Here is a 15,732-nt window from a genome sequence, read left to right on the forward strand (position 1 = left end):
TCGTTCCTGCCAACGCCCTCCGGGATGGACCTATTCCGCGCCGTGCGGAGGCGGGAGGTTAATCTGCAGCGATGGCCGCTGCTCCCACTCCCGCGATCGCATCCCTGATCAGGGCGAAGGTCTCGTACACACTGCGTCCCTACGACCACGACCCGCGCACCACCGCCTATGGCGACGAGGTGGTCGCAGCGCTGGGCCAGGATCCGGCGCGGGTGTTCAAGACTCTGGTGGCATCGGTCGACGGGACATTGGTGGTCGGCGTCGTCCCCGTCGCGGCCCACCTGGATCTCAAGGCCCTGGCGGCCGCGGCCGGTGGGAAGAAAGCCGCGATGGCTCCGGTGGCCGAGGCCGAGCGGTCCAGCGGTTACGTCGCCGGCGGAATCTCACCGATGGGCCAGCGCAAGATGCTCACCACGATCGTCGACCGGTCGGCCTCCGGATTCGACACCGTGTTCGTCAGTGCCGGGCGACGCGGGCTCCAGGTGGAGCTCGCCCCGGCCGATCTGGTCGCCGTCTGCCGCGCCAGGGTCGCCGCCATCGCCGGGGACTGAACGCCACGAAGCTCGCTGACGTCCTGCACAGTGCGGGCTATCGCCCGCACTCTGCAGGACGTTGCGGGGGCGGGGGCGGTCAGAGCAGGCTCAGATCCGGCGGGACGTCAGCGGCGGCCTCGACCAGCTGCGGCCCGTTGTTCCGGACGCTGTTGACCGCAGGCGAGACCACCCGTGGCTCGAGCACCGGCTCCGGCATCGCCGCGAGCAGCCGCTCGGCCACGGCCAACTCGCCGGACGAGCAGTCCAGCCAGTCGCGATGCAGCGCCGGCGGCACGAGCACCGGGCAACGATCGTGGATCCCCCCGAGCGTGTCGGTCGCCTGCTGGGTGATGACGGTTGCACTCCAGAACCACTTCGCCGGATCGTCGTCGGGCAGCGACGGGTCCGGCCACAACTCGTAGAGGCCGGCGAACGCGAGCTGGTCGCCGTGCGGATCGTGCAGGTACCAGGGGATCTTGCCGTCGGCGGTCTTCTGCCATTCGTAGTAGCCATCGGCCGGCAACAAACAACGGCGGCGGGCGGCGGCGCGTTTGAAGGCAGGTTTCTCGGTGACGGTCTCCCGGCGGGCGTTGATCAGCCGGGCGGCGCCCTTCTTGTCCTTGGACCAGCTGGGGACCAGACCCCATCGCACCGTCCCCAGCTGACGGATCTCGGCGGCTCCGGTGTCCTCGCCCCGTGGCCGACGCTGCAGGACGGCCCTGACCGGGTCGGTGGGCGCCACGTTCCAGGACGGTTCGAGATCGTCGCCGAAGACCTCGTCGATCTCGAAGGCGCCGTAGAGACCGGCCGTGGTGGTGGAACTCGCGTATCGACCGCACATGCCGACCGATTGTGCACGCTGCGCCGCGGGCCGGCCGACTACCGGTGGCTGTCGCGCCGCCAGGCACTGAACGAGCGGACGGACGCCGGCCCCGGACGTACCAACCACGGCCACGGGTGCACCTCGTCCGGTTCCAGCCGCCCAGAGATCCGGGACCAGCCGGGAACCGGTGTCCAGGTGGCCGCCAGCGAGCGCCCGGCCAACTCCTGCGCCACCACCCCGCGCCGGACCTCCAGCGGTCGTGACGCGGCCAGCTCGCCGAGCGTCTCGGCCAGGAACACCAGCCGCTTGCCCGAAAGGCGCAGCCTCGTGAGCAACGGTTCGTCGAACACGAAGACTGCGGGCCGTCCGGCATCGGCCGCCAGCGCCGGATCCGAGACCCCCAGGGACTCCGCGGTCAGCCAGACCTGCTCGCCGGTCCCGGCACCGACCACCTCGACCGGCCCGGCCGGAATCGGCCCCTTGTCCAGATCGGGACCGTCGACGACCCGGCCGGGACCGGCGTCCGGCCACTGCTCGATCGGGCAGGCGGACGCCAGCTTGCAGTCGCGGCAGAGCTGCGGAGCCCTCTTCTGCACCTGCCAACGGCTGAAGCCGTACGGCTTCCCGCTGCCCGTCCCCACCGTCCACTGCCAGCCCAGACGATTCGCCGCCCGGGAACCGTCGAGCAGGTGCACGAACATCTCCTGCTCACCGTCGCGCCAGTCCGCGCCTGCCCGCACCGCCCACTGCGAGGCCAGCCACATCCGGGTCTGGTTCACCAGCCAGCCGTGCTCGTGCAACTCGCCGACCATGCTGTCCATGCAGTTCATCTCGGCGGGCCACGGTTCCGCAGCCCAGCCGACGGCAGCGGGTTGCGCCCTGGTCAGCGGCTCCCGCGAGGCCGCACCCACCCTCGCGTACAGGTGCCGTGCGAACTCCTGCCACAGCAACTCGTCCCGGTACTTGCCGCGATCGCGCGTGGGGGCATCGGCCACCGCGGACCAGACGGCCGGCAGCGAGAGAAGCCCGTGCCGGATGTACGGCGACATCCGGCTGGCGCCGCGGCGCTCGACCGGCAGCACCACACTGCGGTCCCGCGCATAGCCGGTGATGTCGAGGGTGGCCAGCGCCTGGTCCGCCGCCTGTTGACCGCCGCGGAATCCGCCCGCTGCGATGCCGTCCGGTCCCTCCAGCGTCAGATCGCCGAGATGATCGGCGACCCAGCGCACCACGTCCTCGGTGGTGGCGCCATCGGTGATGGACGGTGGATCGGGCAGCAGCGGCATGAACGCATGATGCCCGGATGGACCGACAGCCACACCTGGGAGGCCCCTGCGCCGCCGCCGTCCGGGCGGGCACGGCCGAGCAGTCGGGAGAGACCCTGGCCAGGCTCGGGAGAGGCACTGTCGCAATCGCGGGCCGGGGTCCATAGTGGTGGGAAGCCGTCAGATCCTCGCGGGCATCGCCGCACGCAGGAAACCACCGGCCGGCCGGGGCCACCGCAGAGGGCCCCGATTCCCCCGGGGCAGGGACGGTGCGAGGAGTCGCGATGGACAGACGCTTCGTCGGCATCGTGATGATGTCGGTGATCCTGGTGGCCGTCCTGTGCGTGCCCGGGCTGCTGGGCCGGAATCTGGGCGGCTCCGCAGCACCCGCGGTGCACGTCGATGCGCCGCTGCGGGTCGGTGACTGCCTTGCCCCGCTGGACACTCCCGAACAGTTGAACAGCGTGGTCGACCTGGTCCCGACGGTGCCCTGCAGCCAGTCGCACAGTGCCGAGGTCCTTGCGGTCGGCCGGCTCGACAGGAAGACCCGCCCCACCGTCTCGGACCCGACCTTCACCACCGGCTCGCTGAGCCAGCAGTGCGATCAGTTGGCCGGACGGTTCCTGGGCTGGGGCACGAAGACCGCGCTGCCACGGATCCAGGTCTCCTTCTTCACCCGGCTCACCGTTCCCGGCGCGCTGGAATGGCAGCTCGGCCAGCGTTGGTACAGCTGCGAGCTGATGCCCGGCCTGCTCGACTACCCGATCAGCTACCGGGGCACCGCGGCGGATGCCAGCTTCCGGACGCCACCGGGCGCCTTCGCCAACTGCTCCGACGGGCCCGGCACCTCTGCGGTGTCCTGCGACCGGCCGCACCACGCCGAGCAGCTGACCAGGACCTACCGCAGGGCCGCCACCGCCGCTGTCGCCGCCAACTCCGCCACCGGCGCCGACACCACGTGCATCCACCTGGCCGGCCAGGTGATCGGCACGGTCGATCCGACCTTCGGGGGTCAGCTCGCCGTCCTGACCAGGGCGCAGGGCGGTGCGTCCGAATGCTGGGTGACGACGACGTCCAACCTCAGCCTGACGAGCACCCTGATCAACCACGGAAGTGGCCGGTTGTCGCTCCGATAGGCGCCGTTTCCCGCGTCGCCGACCGTCCGGGCGCCCTGAACGGGATCCGAGGGGCCCGAGAGGGGCGAAAATGATCGGGTGAGCCTTTCGACGAGCACCCCCTGGCCGGCGCCGACCGCCCACCGACCGCTCGACGCGACCGTCCCGGTGCCCGGGTCGAAATCGTTGACCAACCGCGCCCTGATCCTGGCCGCCCAGGCGACCGGGCCGTCCACCATCACGGCGCCGCTGCGCAGTCGCGACACCGACCTGATGGCCGCCGCGCTGGGACGGCTCGGCGTCGAGGTGATCAAGGCCGCCGAATCGTGGCGGGTGACGCCCGCGCCGCTGGCCGGGCCGGCCGTCATCGACTGCGGGCTGGCCGGGACGGTGATGCGATTCCTGCCGCCGCTGGCGGTGACGGCGACCGGGGACGTCACCGTCGATGGTGACGAATACGCGCGGATCCGCCCGATGACCACCATCCTCCAGGCGCTGCGCGATCTGGGGGCCGACATCGACGGCGACGCGATGCCGTTCGTCCTGCACGGCACCGGTTCGCTGGCCGGGGGCACCGTCCGGATCGATGCGTCCGCCTCCTCGCAGTTCGTCTCCGGACTGATGCTGTCCGGAGCGAGCTACGAACACGGCCTGACCCTGGTGCACACCGGCAAGCCCGTACCGTCGATGCCGCACATCGAGATGACCGTCGAGATGCTCCGGTCGGTCGGGGTGTCGGTCGACGACAGCGGCGCGAACACCTGGCGGGTCCAACCTGGACCGGTCTCGCCGTGGAACCGGACGGTCGAGCCCGATCTGTCCAACGCCACGCCGTTCCTGGCCGCAGCGGCCGTCGCCGGCGGCACCGTCCGGATTCCGCACTGGCCGACCGCCACCACCCAGCCGGGGGATGCCATCCGGTGGATTCTGGCGCTGATGGGGGCGACCGTGGACCTGTCCGCCGGCACCCTGTCGGTGACCGGATCCGGGCAGTTGGCCGGAGTCGATCTCGACCTGCACGACGTGGGCGAGCTGACGCCGACCATCGCGGCTCTCGCGATGTTCGCAGACGGGCCGAGTCGCCTCTACGGCATCGGGCATCTGCGGGGGCACGAGACCGACCGCCTCGCGGCGATCGCCGGCAACATCCGGTCGATCGGCGGCGACGCGCAGGAGACGCCGGACGGAGTGATCATCCGGCCCCGTCCGTTGACCGGCGGGATCTGGGCGGCCTGGGCGGACCACCGGATGGCCACCGCCGGTGCGATCGTCGGCCTGCGGGTCCCCGACCTGTGGGTGGACGACATCGACACCACCGCCAAGACCCTGCCCGGTTTCGACCGGATGTGGACCGACATGTTGACCGGCGAACAGGCTGCTCGTGGCTGAGCTCGGCGACAGCTGGGACAACGACGACGTCCACGTCCGGCCCTCCCGTCGATCGAGGCCCCGCACCAAAACCCGTCCCACACATGACGATTCGACCGCCGGCATGGTGATCACGGTCGACCGGGGGCGCTACACCTGCCTGGTCGAGGGTGACACGAAACGTTCCAGGACCGTCGTCGCCATGCGGGCCCGCGAGCTGGGCCGCCGGGCGATCGCGGTCGGTGACCTCGTGCAGATCGTCGGCGACATCTCCGGCGGGACGGACGCCCTGGCCCGGATAGTCCGGATCACCGAACGCCGCAGTGTGCTCCGCCGGTCCGCCGACGACACCGATCTGGCCGAGCGGGTGATCGTCGCCAATGCGGACCAGCTGGTGATCGTGACAGCCCTGGCGGATCCGGTGCCGCGGACCGGTTTCATCGACCGTTGCCTGGTCGCCGCCTACACGGGCCACCTGGATCCGGTGCTGGTGCTGACCAAGGCCGATCTGGCCGACCCCGCACCGCTGCTGGCGGCCTACCGGGATCTCGATCTCCCGATCATCGTCACCCGCCGCTCGGCCGGTGCCGCCGACCCCGACCATCCGGATCGCACGCTCGATCCGGCGAGCGTCGAAGAGGTCCGGCGGACGTTGCACGGATTGATCTCGGTGATGGTCGGACATTCCGGGGTCGGGAAGTCGACCCTGGTCAACGCGCTGGTACCGGATGCCCTGCGGGCCATCGGCACGGTCACCGGTGTCGGCAAGGGGCGCCATACCTCGGTGTCGGCGATCGCGCTGGCGCTGCCGGACGGCGGCTGGGTCATCGACACCCCTGGCGTCCGGTCGTTCGGTCTCGCGCACGTCACCGCCGACGATCTGCTGCAGACCTTCGACGACCTCCTCCCGGCCACCGTCGACTGCCCGCCCGGCTGTGATCACTCCGGACCGGACGGGGGTCCGGACTCCACAGGTGTCGGCTGTGCCCTGGACGCGTTCGTCGCGGCCGGCGGCGCGCGTGCCGGCCGGCTCGCGTCCTTCCGGCGACTCCTCGCCTCCAAGGCGGGCGTCACCGATCCGGGCGAACCAGACGGCGGGAGCGGGAACCAGCCCTAGTTGTCCCCATACCCCTGGCCATCCACATTCTCGGCCGGTCGGTGGTCCAGGGCTTCCGGCCCGCCGAGACTGGCCGCCATGACGCCCTTCGTCCTGCCCCTCACCGTGCGCACCTTCCACGGCGATCACGACCTGCTGATCGATCTGCCCGCGCCGATCACCTGGGGGGAGATCGAGCCGCAGCTGCTCGGATGCGCCGGACTCCCCACCGACACGGTGCTGAACCTGGGCGTCGGACCGGTCGAGGGTTCGTGGGTGCTCGGCACCGCACCGCTGCTGGCCGGGACGATCCTGTCGACCGTGCCGCAGGACCTGGCCCCGGCCACCGGTGCGGTGAACCTCTCCTGCATCGCCGGTCCGGATGCCGGCCGCTGGGTCGGACTCGGCGACGGCCCCGTCATCGTCGGGCGGGGTCCCGACTGCGATCTGAGTCTGGACGATCCCGAGTTGTCGCGGTGGCACGCCCGCGTCCAGTGGGACGCACGAGGTCTCGTGCTGAACGATCTCGGGTCCGCCAACGGGATCAGGGTCGACGGAGCCCCCCGTCCCCGGGCCGGTCTCTCGCCGGCCGTACCCGAGGGTGGGCTGATCCGGATGGGGCGCAGCGTGCTGCGCAGCAGCCTCGATGCGGAGCCGGGCCTGCTGCTCACCGCTGATGGCGCCGGTCATCTCTCGGTCGCCCGTCCGGCCCGCGTCGCGCCGGCATTCCGGTTCGACCTGCCGCCACCCGTCGGGCCGGCCCCGGAGCGTTCCCGACGACCCCTGCCGCTGCTGGCCGCCGCGATCGGCGGACTGGCCGGGGCCGCCATCGCGATCGTCTCCGGTCTGTGGACCTTCCTGCTGCTGGCCGCGCTGGGTCCGCTGATGATGCTGGCCACCGCACTGTCCGACCGGCTGGGTGGTCGTCGCAGCCATCATCGGGAGGTGGCAGATCACCGCCGGGCCCTACTGCGCGAGAGGGACATCCGGGCGGCATCGGTCGTTGCCGACCGGGCCGACGCCTGGGATCGATACCCGGATCCCGCGACCCTCGCGCGCCGGGCGAAGTCCGGTAGCAGCCGCCTGTGGGAACGCCGCCGCGACGATCCCGACTTCCTGCGGCTGTCCGTCGGGATCGGGCAGCGGGCTGCACGAGTCCTGACCGACCGGGCCCCGATGGCGGCCGGGGTTCCGATCACGATCGGTCTCGAGCAGGTCGGCGTCCTGGGTCTGGCCGGTGAGTGCCGGCCGCTGCTGCGCCACTGGATCGGGCAACTCGCCGCCCTGCACTCACCGGCGGATCTACAACTTTCGATCTTCTCCGCCCACGGCGACCTGGCCAGGCTCCGCGACCTGCCGCACACCGCGATCGACGGTCACCCCGGGGTCCTCCGGTCCGACCGGGCCGACGCCGAGGTGGCCAGACTGCTGTGCGCCCCGCGGGACGGCCCGACCACGGTGATGATCCTGGATGACGCCCATCGCTGGCGACGAACGCCGAGGATGAACGACCTGCTGGGCCGGGCGGCCCGACCCGGCACTGCCGGGGCCGGTCTCGTCGAACGACAAGGGTGGCTCCGCGAAGGGGCCGGCCCACCGGCACCGGACCGTTCCGCGCACCCCCGCCTGATCGCGATCTGCGTGGCCGGCTCGGTGGAGGCACTCCCGGTCGAGTGCGCCGCGGTGGCCGTCGTGCGCTCCGGTGTCGTGACCTTCGCGGCCGGCCCGGTGCGGGGCGGGGCCGAGGTGGCCGGCGTCTCGGCCGACTACCTCCGGGAGATGGTCTGCTCCCTGGCCCCGCTGCTGGACCCGGATGCCCGGGGTGCGGGGCTGCCGCCGGAGGTGACCCTGGCCCACCTGGTCGGCCCGACGAGTTTCGCCTCCCTGATGGATTCCCGATGGGCCTCGCCGACCCTGAGCGCTGTCCTTGGGGTGGGTCGGAACGGGCCGGTGACGGTCGACCTGGAACGCGACGGCCCACACGTACTGGTCGCCGGCACCACCGGGTCCGGCAAGTCCGAGCTGCTCCGGACGCTGATCGCCGGTCTCGTCCTGGCCGCCCCGCCGGACCACACCGCTCTCGTGCTGATCGACTACAAGGGCGGCGCCGCGCTCGGCCACCTCGGCGAGCTTCCCCATACGGCGGGTGTGGTCTCCGACCTCGACGCGGTGGTGGCCGCGCGCGCCCTGGCCGGCCTGCGGGCCGAGGTACATCGCCGGGAGCAGCAGTTCGCCGACCACCGGGTGAGCGACATCGCCGCGTTGCGTGCACTCGTGCAGGACCAGGCGCCACCGGCGCTGGTCATCGTCGTCGACGAGTTCGCCACGCTCGGCGCCGAACTCCCCGACTTCCTCTCCGGTCTGCTCGACGTCGCGCAACGGGGGCGATCGCTCGGGCTGCACCTGGTCCTGGCGACCCAGCGTCCGGCCGGCGTCCTGAGCCCGGCGATCAAGGCGAACATCGGTCTGCGCATCTGCCTGCGGGTCACCGATGACGCCGACTCGATCGACGTCATCGACACGCCGGAGGCGGCCAGACTCGGCGCCGGTCAGGCCGGTCGGGCCCTGCTGCGATCCGAACGCTCCCGGACGACGCCCTTCCAAATCGCGAGGGTCTCGGGGACCGCAACGACCGGACCGACGGTGCGCGTCCGTGGTGACGACCCGCCCGTTGCCCCGCACATCGTGTCCGCCGGACCGACGGATCTGGACCGGATCGTCGAGGCAGCCAGGGCGAAGGCGACCGGCCTGCGCACTCCGCGGCCACCGTGGACGCCCCCGCTGCCCGTCCTCTACGAGCCGTCTGATCCCGGGGTCGTCGGCCTGGTGGACCGGCCCGCCGAGCAGCGGCAGGTGGGCCTGGCCGCCCCGGCCGGCTCGATTCTGCTGCTGGGACCGCCCGGATCCGGCCGCAGCTCGGGTCTGCGCAGACTCGCCTGGTGCGCAGCCCATCGCGGAGCCGCGTTGTTGGTCGTCGATGCCGGCGGCTCGCTGTCGGACCTGGCCGGGTGGCCGGCCACCCGGACGTATCTGAGCGGAGAGGATCCGTCGTTGGTCCAGCGATTGGTCCGACGGCTGACGGACGGCCTGCACCAGGCAGCGCCTTCGCCAGGAACGCCCCTTCTGCTGGTGGTCGACGGATGGGATGCGATCAGCGGCGCTCTCGAGACCCTGGACTTCGGCGCAACGCTGTCCGCTGTGGCCGACCTGGCCGCGCGCGGCCCGGCGTCCGGCCTGCGGGTGGCGGTCTCCGGGGAACTCCGGCTGCAGCACCATCGGGTCGCCGGGTCGTTCGCGAGTGTCGTCCGCTTGGGCTCCGACGAACGTGGAGATGCCCGCGCTTCGGTCCCGGGTCGCGGTTTCCACGGATCCAACGAGATCCAGTGGGCGTACGCCCCGCACGGGATCGCTCCGCCGAACACCCCGGCCCCGACCACCGGGCCGGTGATACGGCCTCTCCCGTCCCGGGTCGACCTGACGTCCGTGGCCGTTTCACCGCCGACCCCCTCCACGGTGCCGATCGGGGTGGGCGGGGACGACGGCTCCGTCCGGTCCGTCGATCTGGGCGGTCCCGGTGGTGGTTTCCTGGTCGCCGGTCCACGCCGGAGCGGCGTCACCACGGCCCTGCTCGTGCTGGCCACCGGCGCGGTCGCCGCCGGGATCACCGTGGTCCGCGCCCACCCGGGTCCGCTCCCTCCGCTGGCCGGTGCCCAGGACCTCGACCTGCGGAGAGGCCCGGAAGGCTTGGAACGTCTTCTCACCAACCATCGGGGAGCGATCCTGTTGGTGGTCGACGACTTCGGAGGTGCCGAGGCGGCGATCGCCGACGGCGGTGGTGCGCGATCGCTCTCCGCGCTCCTGGAGCGATTCGTCACAGTCGCCGGACCGGGGCAGTACCTGGCGTTGGGGAGTCGGCTCGACCGGGCCGTCCGCGCCCACCGGGGTCCCGTCGCCGAGGTGGCCGCGATGCGCTGTGGGTTGCTGTTGCAGGCCGATTCTGCAGATGGTGGGCTTCTGGATGCGGTCCTGCCCCGTCGACGGGGCCGGATGTTCCCGGGTCGTGGCCATCTGATCCGGCCGGGAACGGTCGAGCCGGTGCAGGTGGCCGAGCCCTGACCACCGGTAGCCGAGCAGGTCTGCCGGCGTGCAAAGCACCGTTAAAGCTGTCGAATGCTGCGATATCAGCAGGAAGAAAAGGGAATCCCAACACGGGGATCACAGATCTCCAGGCACCATGGGAAAGGTCATCGGTGGGCCGGCGGTGTTTTGACGCCGGATCTCTACCGCCGGATCAGAGCAACCGCGAGCCTGTGTCGTACGTCATTTCGTGGCATCGGGGAGAATGAGGCGGCCGGTGTTGGGCGTCGCCGCAACCCCGGCTCCCGACAGGCACTGCTCCGGCACGACTCAGCTCCGGCACGGCAGGTATCGGCACACACACGAATGGGACGGTTCACATGCAGGTGGTCAGGCGCGCACGGTCGGGCAGACACGTGGGACTCGTGGCCCTGTTGGCCGCCCTGGGTCTGGCTGCCTCGGCCTGCACGACCGCCGGCGGGTCCGCCTCGCTGCAGACGGTCACGGTCAGGTCGACGGTCGGTACGGCCGGCAGTACGTCCGTCACCGTCCCGGCCGTCACCGGAGGCGCTCCGGCATCCTCGGGCGGGGCCTCCTCTGCGCCCGGATCCCCGGGAGCCACGGCCTCCTCCGGCGCGGCCACCTCCGGTTCGACCTCGACCAGCTCCAGCACGCCGGTGCCCCCGGCGGCCGCCATCTCGGCCGATCCCGCGTTCGGCACCAGAACCCTGGGCCCGGCGGACCCGCTGAAGATCTCGGTCGCCAAGGGCAAGATCACCGCCCTGACGCTGACCAGTCCGTCCGGGCTGATCGTCAAGGGCGCGATCTCGACCGACGGCACCAACTGGACCCTCGGCGAGGTCCTCGGCTACGGCAAGACCTACACCGTCGCCGGGTCGGCGACCGGCACCGACGGCAGGGTCGTGCCGATCAAGGGCACTTTCACCACCGTCACGCCCACGAGCAAGGTGCGGACCACCATCAGCCCCGGTGACGGCAAAACCGTCGGCGTCGCCACCTCGGTGATCGTCTCGTTCGGGGTCAAGCCCGCCGACGGTGCCAACATCGCCAAGTACGTCTCGATCACCACCACCCCGAAGGTCACCGGCGCCTGGGTCTGGATCCAGCACGACGGGGGCCAGTGGGCACTGGACTTCCGGACACGGAGCTACTGGCCGGAGAACACCAAGGTGCACGTCCAGGCCAACGTCTACGGGCTGAAGTTCGGCGCGGGGGCCTACGGCGACAGCGATGTCACCAGTGACTTCACCGTCGGCCGCAACCAGGTCGTCAAGGCCGACGTCAACTCGCACGACCTGCTCGTCTACCAGGACAACAAGCTGGTGGCCACCTACCCCGCCTCCTTCGGCAAGGGCGACACCGCGGACAAGATCACCCGCTCCGGTATCCACGTCGTCAACGACATGAAGGAGACCACGCTGATGAGCAACCCGAAGTACGGGTACACCAACGTGCTCGAACACTGGGCGGTCCGGATCAGCGACAACGGCGAGTTCATCCATGCCAATCCGAACACCGTCGGCGACCAGGGCAACACCAACGTCTCGCACGGCTGCGTGAACCTGTCGCTGGCCAACGCGGAGGCCTACTTCAAGTCGGCTCTGCTCGGCGACCCGGTGGAGGTCACCGGGACGACGATCGACCTGTCCGCCTCCGACGGCGACCTGTTCGACTGGACCTACTCGTGGCCCCAGTGGAAGAACCTGGCGGTCAAGACCTACTGAGCCCGCCCGCCGACGACTACATCGGTGCCAGCACAGGTCGTTTCGGCGGCCGGTGATCGCCCGAGGACGTCCCGGTGAGCCGGCGGCGCACCCATGGACCGACGTACTCCCAGTAGAAATCCAACTCCTCCCGTGCGGTCCGCCGCAGCGGCTCCGGCGATCCCACCGGGACCGACCAGGCCGCCGGACGTCCGATCTGCAGCAGGTCGAGCACCCGTGCGGCAACCTGCTGGTGCCCGATCGAATTCAGGTGCAGCCGATCGGCGGCCCAGTAGCGGGGGTCCCGCAACTCCTCGATCGGCCACAGATCGACCACGAGTGCGCCGCGCCGCTCGGCAACCTTGCGGACCCCTACCCCCAGCCGGTCACCCGTCGAACGGATCCGAGCCCCGAACGGTAGACCGTCGCAAGGATCCGCACCGGTGAACACCAGGACCCTGGCGCCGGAGTCGGAGAGCCGGGCGACAGCCAGGTCCAGCAGCCTCAGCAGCGACGGGAGGTCGGCCCGTGGGCGGAGCATGTCGTTGCCGCCGCCGGCGAAGGTCACCAGGTCCGGATGCAGATCGAGCGCCGCATCCAGCTGCTCGTCGATGATCGGCCCGAGCAGCTTGCCCCGAACGGCAAGGTTGGCGTAACCGGTTCGCTCCCCAGCCGGATCGGTCGAGATCCATTGCGCGGAGAGCACTCCGGCCACCAGATCGGCCCAACCACGCACCGTCCCGTCCGTCAGCTCATCTCCGACCCCCTCGGTGAAACTGTCCCCGACGGCGACGTAGCGAGAGGGAAAGGTCGGCGCAACATGGCTCATGGAGGCTGATGCTACTCACGGGTAACCGGCCGAACAGCTGGCGTCGGGAAGGTAAATTGTTGAGACTTCATTGAATCCATGTGCTGATCGGAGCAATATGGTGAGCGTCACAGTCCGCTCGACGCCAACTTTGGTGACAGGTCTACTTCTTTCGGTCTAGGGTAGGTCCCACAAGGTCGTGGACACATCACAGACATTCGGAGGATTCCCATGAGCACCCCCACCACCGTTCTGACCGGCACCTGGGTCGGAGACGCCGTCCACTCGGACGTCAGCTTCAAGGTTCGTCACATGGCCGTCGGCAAGGCGAAGGGCACCTTCGCACTGGAGTCGGCCACGTTGACCGTCCCCGAGGCCGGCCTGGCCGAAGCCTCCGTCACCGCCGTGATCGATGCCGCGAGTGTCGACACCAAGCAGGAGCAGCGCAACGAGCACGTCAAGTCCCCCGACTTCCTGCACGTCGAGCAGTACCCGAGCCTGAAGTTCGTCTCCACCGGGGTCAAGAACTTCGACGGTGACGAGTTCATCCTGGTCGGCGACCTGACCATCCGCGGCATCACCAGGTCCGTGGAGCTGGAGACCGAGTTCCTCGGCGCCACCACCGACGCCTACGGTGCGGAGCGGGCTGGCTTCTCGGCCACCACCTCGATCAGCCGCAAGGAGTTCGAGGTCTCCTTCAACGCCGCCTTCGGTGCCGGTAACTCGGTCGTCAGCGACAAGGTCGAGATCGCACTCGAGCTGGAGTTCACCAAGAGCGCCTGAATCACCGTCTTCTGATCGGGCCGGGTCTCCCCCGCGTCGACCGGAATGAGATCCGCAGATCCGGCGACGGATTCGGCGGATCTCATTCCGGTCGATCTGTACTGGGCTCCAAACTGTCGAGATCCTCGAGCAGATAAGCGATCTCGCCCGGCGCGTACCAGGCCAGGGCCAGATCCTCGGCCGAACCGACGGTGAACTCGGCGTCGTCGTCGCCCAGGTCGGCCTCGTCGACCACCTGCGTCGCCGCCCGAACCACCTCGGCCGCTTCCGCGCCGTCGAGGTGGAAGGCGGCGATCTGCTTCCACGAGACCGGCCCGTCGAGGTGCGCAGCCGCCCGGTCCAACTCGGGGGTGGCCGTCGCGGAATCGACATCCGCCGAGATGACGACGCGCACCGGGGGCTCCTGCGCACCGGCGGCCGACAGCAACCGCAGGCAGGCACGCGCGGCATCGGACATCGCGAGGTACTCGAGTTCCTCGTCGTCGGCTTCCGGATACTCCGCCCGGAGGTCGGCGGTGACCCCGAAGACGACTCCGCCCCGGGGGGTGAGCTCCCTGGCCCGGACCACCTGGCGCAGCTTGGTCAGGGTGACCGGGATGTAGATCCTCACTGCTGCTCCCCCGACTGCGCTTCGCCGGACTGCGGTTCGCCGGACAGCTTCGGCCGGGCCGGTCTGCGAGCCGACCGCTTCGCCCTCGCCGGCGTGGTGATCCCCGGCAGCGGACCGGCCTGGTGTGGCAGCAGTTCCTCGATCGCCTCGCCGATGTGCACGGCGAACTCCTCGACGTCGGGGATGGCATCCCGGTCGGCGGTCAGGCCGAAGAAGACGCCCCCGTTGTAGGACGTGCACGCCACCGCCAAAGCCTGGCCACGTGCCAGCGGCGCCACCGGATACATCGCGACGACCGGCGAACCACCGGCATAGAGCGGCACCTGCGGCCCCGGGGCGTTCGTGATCAGCAGGTTGTACATCCGTCCGGACAGCTGGCCGGCCACTCTGGCACCCAACGCGTGCAGCGTCGGCGGCGCGAACCGGCCCAGCTCCAGGAGTGAATCGGCCCCGACCTGCCGCCCGGAGTCCAGGTGGGCACTCATCGCGAACGACACCTGGTGCAGCCGCATCACCGGGTTCGGCTCGGCCACCGGCATGTCCAGCAGGTAGGACACCACCGGGACGGACGAGGCACCTTCGCCGCTGTCACCGGAGGACGGTGCCGGGCGCACCGACATCGGGACGAGCGCGCGCAGCGTCGTGGACGGGGTGACGGCCTCACCCCTGGACAGCAGCCACGTCCGCAGCGCACTGGCGATCACCGCCAGGATCACGTCGTTGACGGACGCGCCGTGGGCCGTCCGTATCGCCTTGATGTCGGCCAGGTCGGCGCGGAAGCTCGCAAACCTCCGCTGGCCGCTCATGGTCACGTTCAACACCGAGCGGGGCGCTGGATTCACCGTGCGCCGCACCAGCTCTGCGGCCTCCGCACCGACCTTGGCCAGCCGGGCGACCGTCGAGCCCACATCGGCGGCGGCGAGCCTGACCACGTCGATCAGATCGGACGGCCGGCTGGCGATGTCGGCCACTGCGTCCACCACCAGATCGATGTCACTGGGCGGGGGCACCGGGATCCACGGCTGGTCCGGGAGGGTCCGCGGGCGGCGTGCGATGTCCAGGATGGCGGCGGCCACGTCCACGGCACCGATGCGATCGACCATCGCGTGGTGGGTCTTGTTGACGATCGCGATCCGGCCACCTTCCAGGCCCTCGATGACGTACATCTCCCACAACGGCCGGTTCCGATCCAGCGGCCGCGAGATGAGCCGCCCGACCAGATCGTCCAGGCTCGCCATCGTGCCCGGCTTCGGCAGAGCCGACCGGCGCACGTGGTAGGTCAGATCGAAGTCCTCGTCGTCCACCCAGACCGGCCGGGCCAGCCGTCCTGGCACGAACCTCACGCGCTGCCGGTAGCGGGGGACGAGCGAGAGCCGTGCGCCGATCAGGTCGACGACCTGCTGGTAGTCGAAGGTGCCGGGTGCGGGCTGCAGGATGACGACCCCGCCGACGTGCATCGGGGTCGATGTGTCCTCCGAGTACAGGAAAGCGGCATCGGTCGCCGAGAGGCGGTCGGTCATCACGTCATCG

12 protein-coding genes are annotated in these 15,732 nt (G+C 70.5%); 7 read left to right on the forward strand and 5 right to left on the reverse strand.

All coding sequences use genetic code 11. The annotated features are described in order from the left end of the window. Positions 1–71: 71 nt before the first annotated feature. The gene (gene ybaK, locus H7F38_RS22380; RefSeq protein ID WP_187091828.1) at positions 72–551 is read left to right on the forward strand and encodes a Cys-tRNA(Pro) deacylase; all 480 of its coding nucleotides are present in this window, start codon (positions 72–74) and stop codon (positions 549–551) included. A 79-nt stretch (positions 552–630) separates the two neighbouring features. Here the strand turns inward: ybaK and H7F38_RS22385 are convergent, their stop codons facing one another. Continuing rightward, entirely contained in the window at positions 631–1,374 is a 744-nt protein-coding gene (locus tag H7F38_RS22385) for an SOS response-associated peptidase (protein WP_187091829.1), read from the reverse strand. Positions 1,375–1,412: 38 nt separating this feature from the next. Then, a complete protein-coding gene (locus H7F38_RS22390; RefSeq protein ID WP_187091830.1) occupies positions 1,413–2,642 on the reverse strand; it encodes an FAD-binding domain-containing protein in 1,230 nt (409 codons plus the stop codon). Between the two features lie 263 nt (positions 2,643–2,905). On the opposite strand from H7F38_RS22390, the gene H7F38_RS22395 reads away from it, so the two are divergent. From H7F38_RS22395 to H7F38_RS22415, 5 genes are all read left to right on the forward strand, one after another. Then, on the forward strand, positions 2,906–3,757 hold the full coding sequence (locus H7F38_RS22395) for a septum formation family protein (RefSeq protein WP_187091831.1): 852 nt from the start codon (positions 2,906–2,908) through the stop codon (positions 3,755–3,757). Positions 3,758–3,835: 78 nt separating this feature from the next. Then, positions 3,836–5,125 carry a 3-phosphoshikimate 1-carboxyvinyltransferase gene (gene aroA, locus H7F38_RS22400; RefSeq protein WP_187091832.1) on the forward strand — a complete coding sequence of 430 codons (1,290 nt, stop codon included), beginning with the start codon at positions 3,836–3,838 and terminating at the stop codon, positions 5,123–5,125. Positions 5,126–5,228: 103 nt separating this feature from the next. Then, complete coding sequence (gene rsgA, locus H7F38_RS22405; protein ID WP_187091833.1) at positions 5,229–6,221, forward strand: ribosome small subunit-dependent GTPase A; 993 nt, start codon at positions 5,229–5,231, stop codon at positions 6,219–6,221. A 78-nt stretch (positions 6,222–6,299) separates the two neighbouring features. Then, on the forward strand, positions 6,300–10,316 hold the full coding sequence (locus H7F38_RS22410; RefSeq protein WP_187091834.1) for an FtsK/SpoIIIE domain-containing protein: 4,017 nt from the start codon (positions 6,300–6,302) through the stop codon (positions 10,314–10,316). Between the two features lie 377 nt (positions 10,317–10,693). Beyond that, positions 10,694–12,022: an Ig-like domain-containing protein gene (locus H7F38_RS22415; protein WP_255498127.1), complete on the forward strand. Its 1,329-nt coding sequence runs from the start codon at positions 10,694–10,696 to the stop codon at positions 12,020–12,022. 16 nt (positions 12,023–12,038) lie between these two features. Here the strand turns inward: H7F38_RS22415 and H7F38_RS22420 are convergent, their stop codons facing one another. Next, positions 12,039–12,830 (reverse strand): SGNH/GDSL hydrolase family protein, encoded by a 792-nt coding sequence (locus tag H7F38_RS22420; RefSeq protein ID WP_187091836.1) that lies wholly within the window; start codon positions 12,828–12,830, stop codon positions 12,039–12,041. Positions 12,831–13,040: 210 nt separating this feature from the next. Here H7F38_RS22420 and H7F38_RS22425 point away from each other — a divergent pair, with 210 nt between their 5' ends. Further along, positions 13,041–13,592 carry a YceI family protein gene (locus H7F38_RS22425; protein ID WP_187091837.1) on the forward strand — a complete coding sequence of 184 codons (552 nt, stop codon included), beginning with the start codon at positions 13,041–13,043 and terminating at the stop codon, positions 13,590–13,592. A gap of 82 nt (positions 13,593–13,674) precedes the next feature. Here the strand turns inward: H7F38_RS22425 and H7F38_RS22430 are convergent, their stop codons facing one another. Further along, the gene (locus H7F38_RS22430; RefSeq protein WP_187091838.1) at positions 13,675–14,202 is read right to left on the reverse strand and encodes a hypothetical protein; all 528 of its coding nucleotides are present in this window, start codon (positions 14,200–14,202) and stop codon (positions 13,675–13,677) included. Beyond that, positions 14,199–15,722, reverse strand: coding sequence for a wax ester/triacylglycerol synthase family O-acyltransferase (locus H7F38_RS22435; protein ID WP_187091839.1), 1,524 nt, complete (start codon positions 15,720–15,722; stop codon positions 14,199–14,201). The genes H7F38_RS22430 and H7F38_RS22435 overlap by 4 nt, the downstream gene beginning before the upstream one ends. Between the last annotated feature and the right edge of the window lie 10 nt (positions 15,723–15,732).

The organism is Nakamurella sp. PAMC28650, assembly GCF_014303395.1.
Taxonomy (GTDB): Bacteria; Actinomycetota; Actinomycetes; order Mycobacteriales; family Nakamurellaceae; genus Nakamurella.

Coding starts and splice junctions, on each gene's coding strand:
- ybaK (WP_187091828.1), top strand. CDS start 72: ATGGCCGCTGCTCCCACTCCCGCGATCGCATCCCTGATCAGGGCGAAG.
- H7F38_RS22385 (WP_187091829.1), bottom strand. CDS start 1,374: ATGTGCGGTCGATACGCGAGTTCCACCACCACGGCCGGTCTCTACGGC.
- H7F38_RS22390 (WP_187091830.1), bottom strand. CDS start 2,642: ATGCCGCTGCTGCCCGATCCACCGTCCATCACCGATGGCGCCACCACC.
- H7F38_RS22395 (WP_187091831.1), top strand. CDS start 2,906: ATGGACAGACGCTTCGTCGGCATCGTGATGATGTCGGTGATCCTGGTG.
- rsgA (WP_187091833.1), top strand. CDS start 5,229: ATGGTGATCACGGTCGACCGGGGGCGCTACACCTGCCTGGTCGAGGGT.
- H7F38_RS22410 (WP_187091834.1), top strand. CDS start 6,300: ATGACGCCCTTCGTCCTGCCCCTCACCGTGCGCACCTTCCACGGCGAT.
- H7F38_RS22420 (WP_187091836.1), bottom strand. CDS start 12,830: ATGAGCCATGTTGCGCCGACCTTTCCCTCTCGCTACGTCGCCGTCGGG.
- H7F38_RS22425 (WP_187091837.1), top strand. CDS start 13,041: ATGAGCACCCCCACCACCGTTCTGACCGGCACCTGGGTCGGAGACGCC.
- H7F38_RS22435 (WP_187091839.1), bottom strand. CDS start 15,722: ATGACCGACCGCCTCTCGGCGACCGATGCCGCTTTCCTGTACTCGGAG.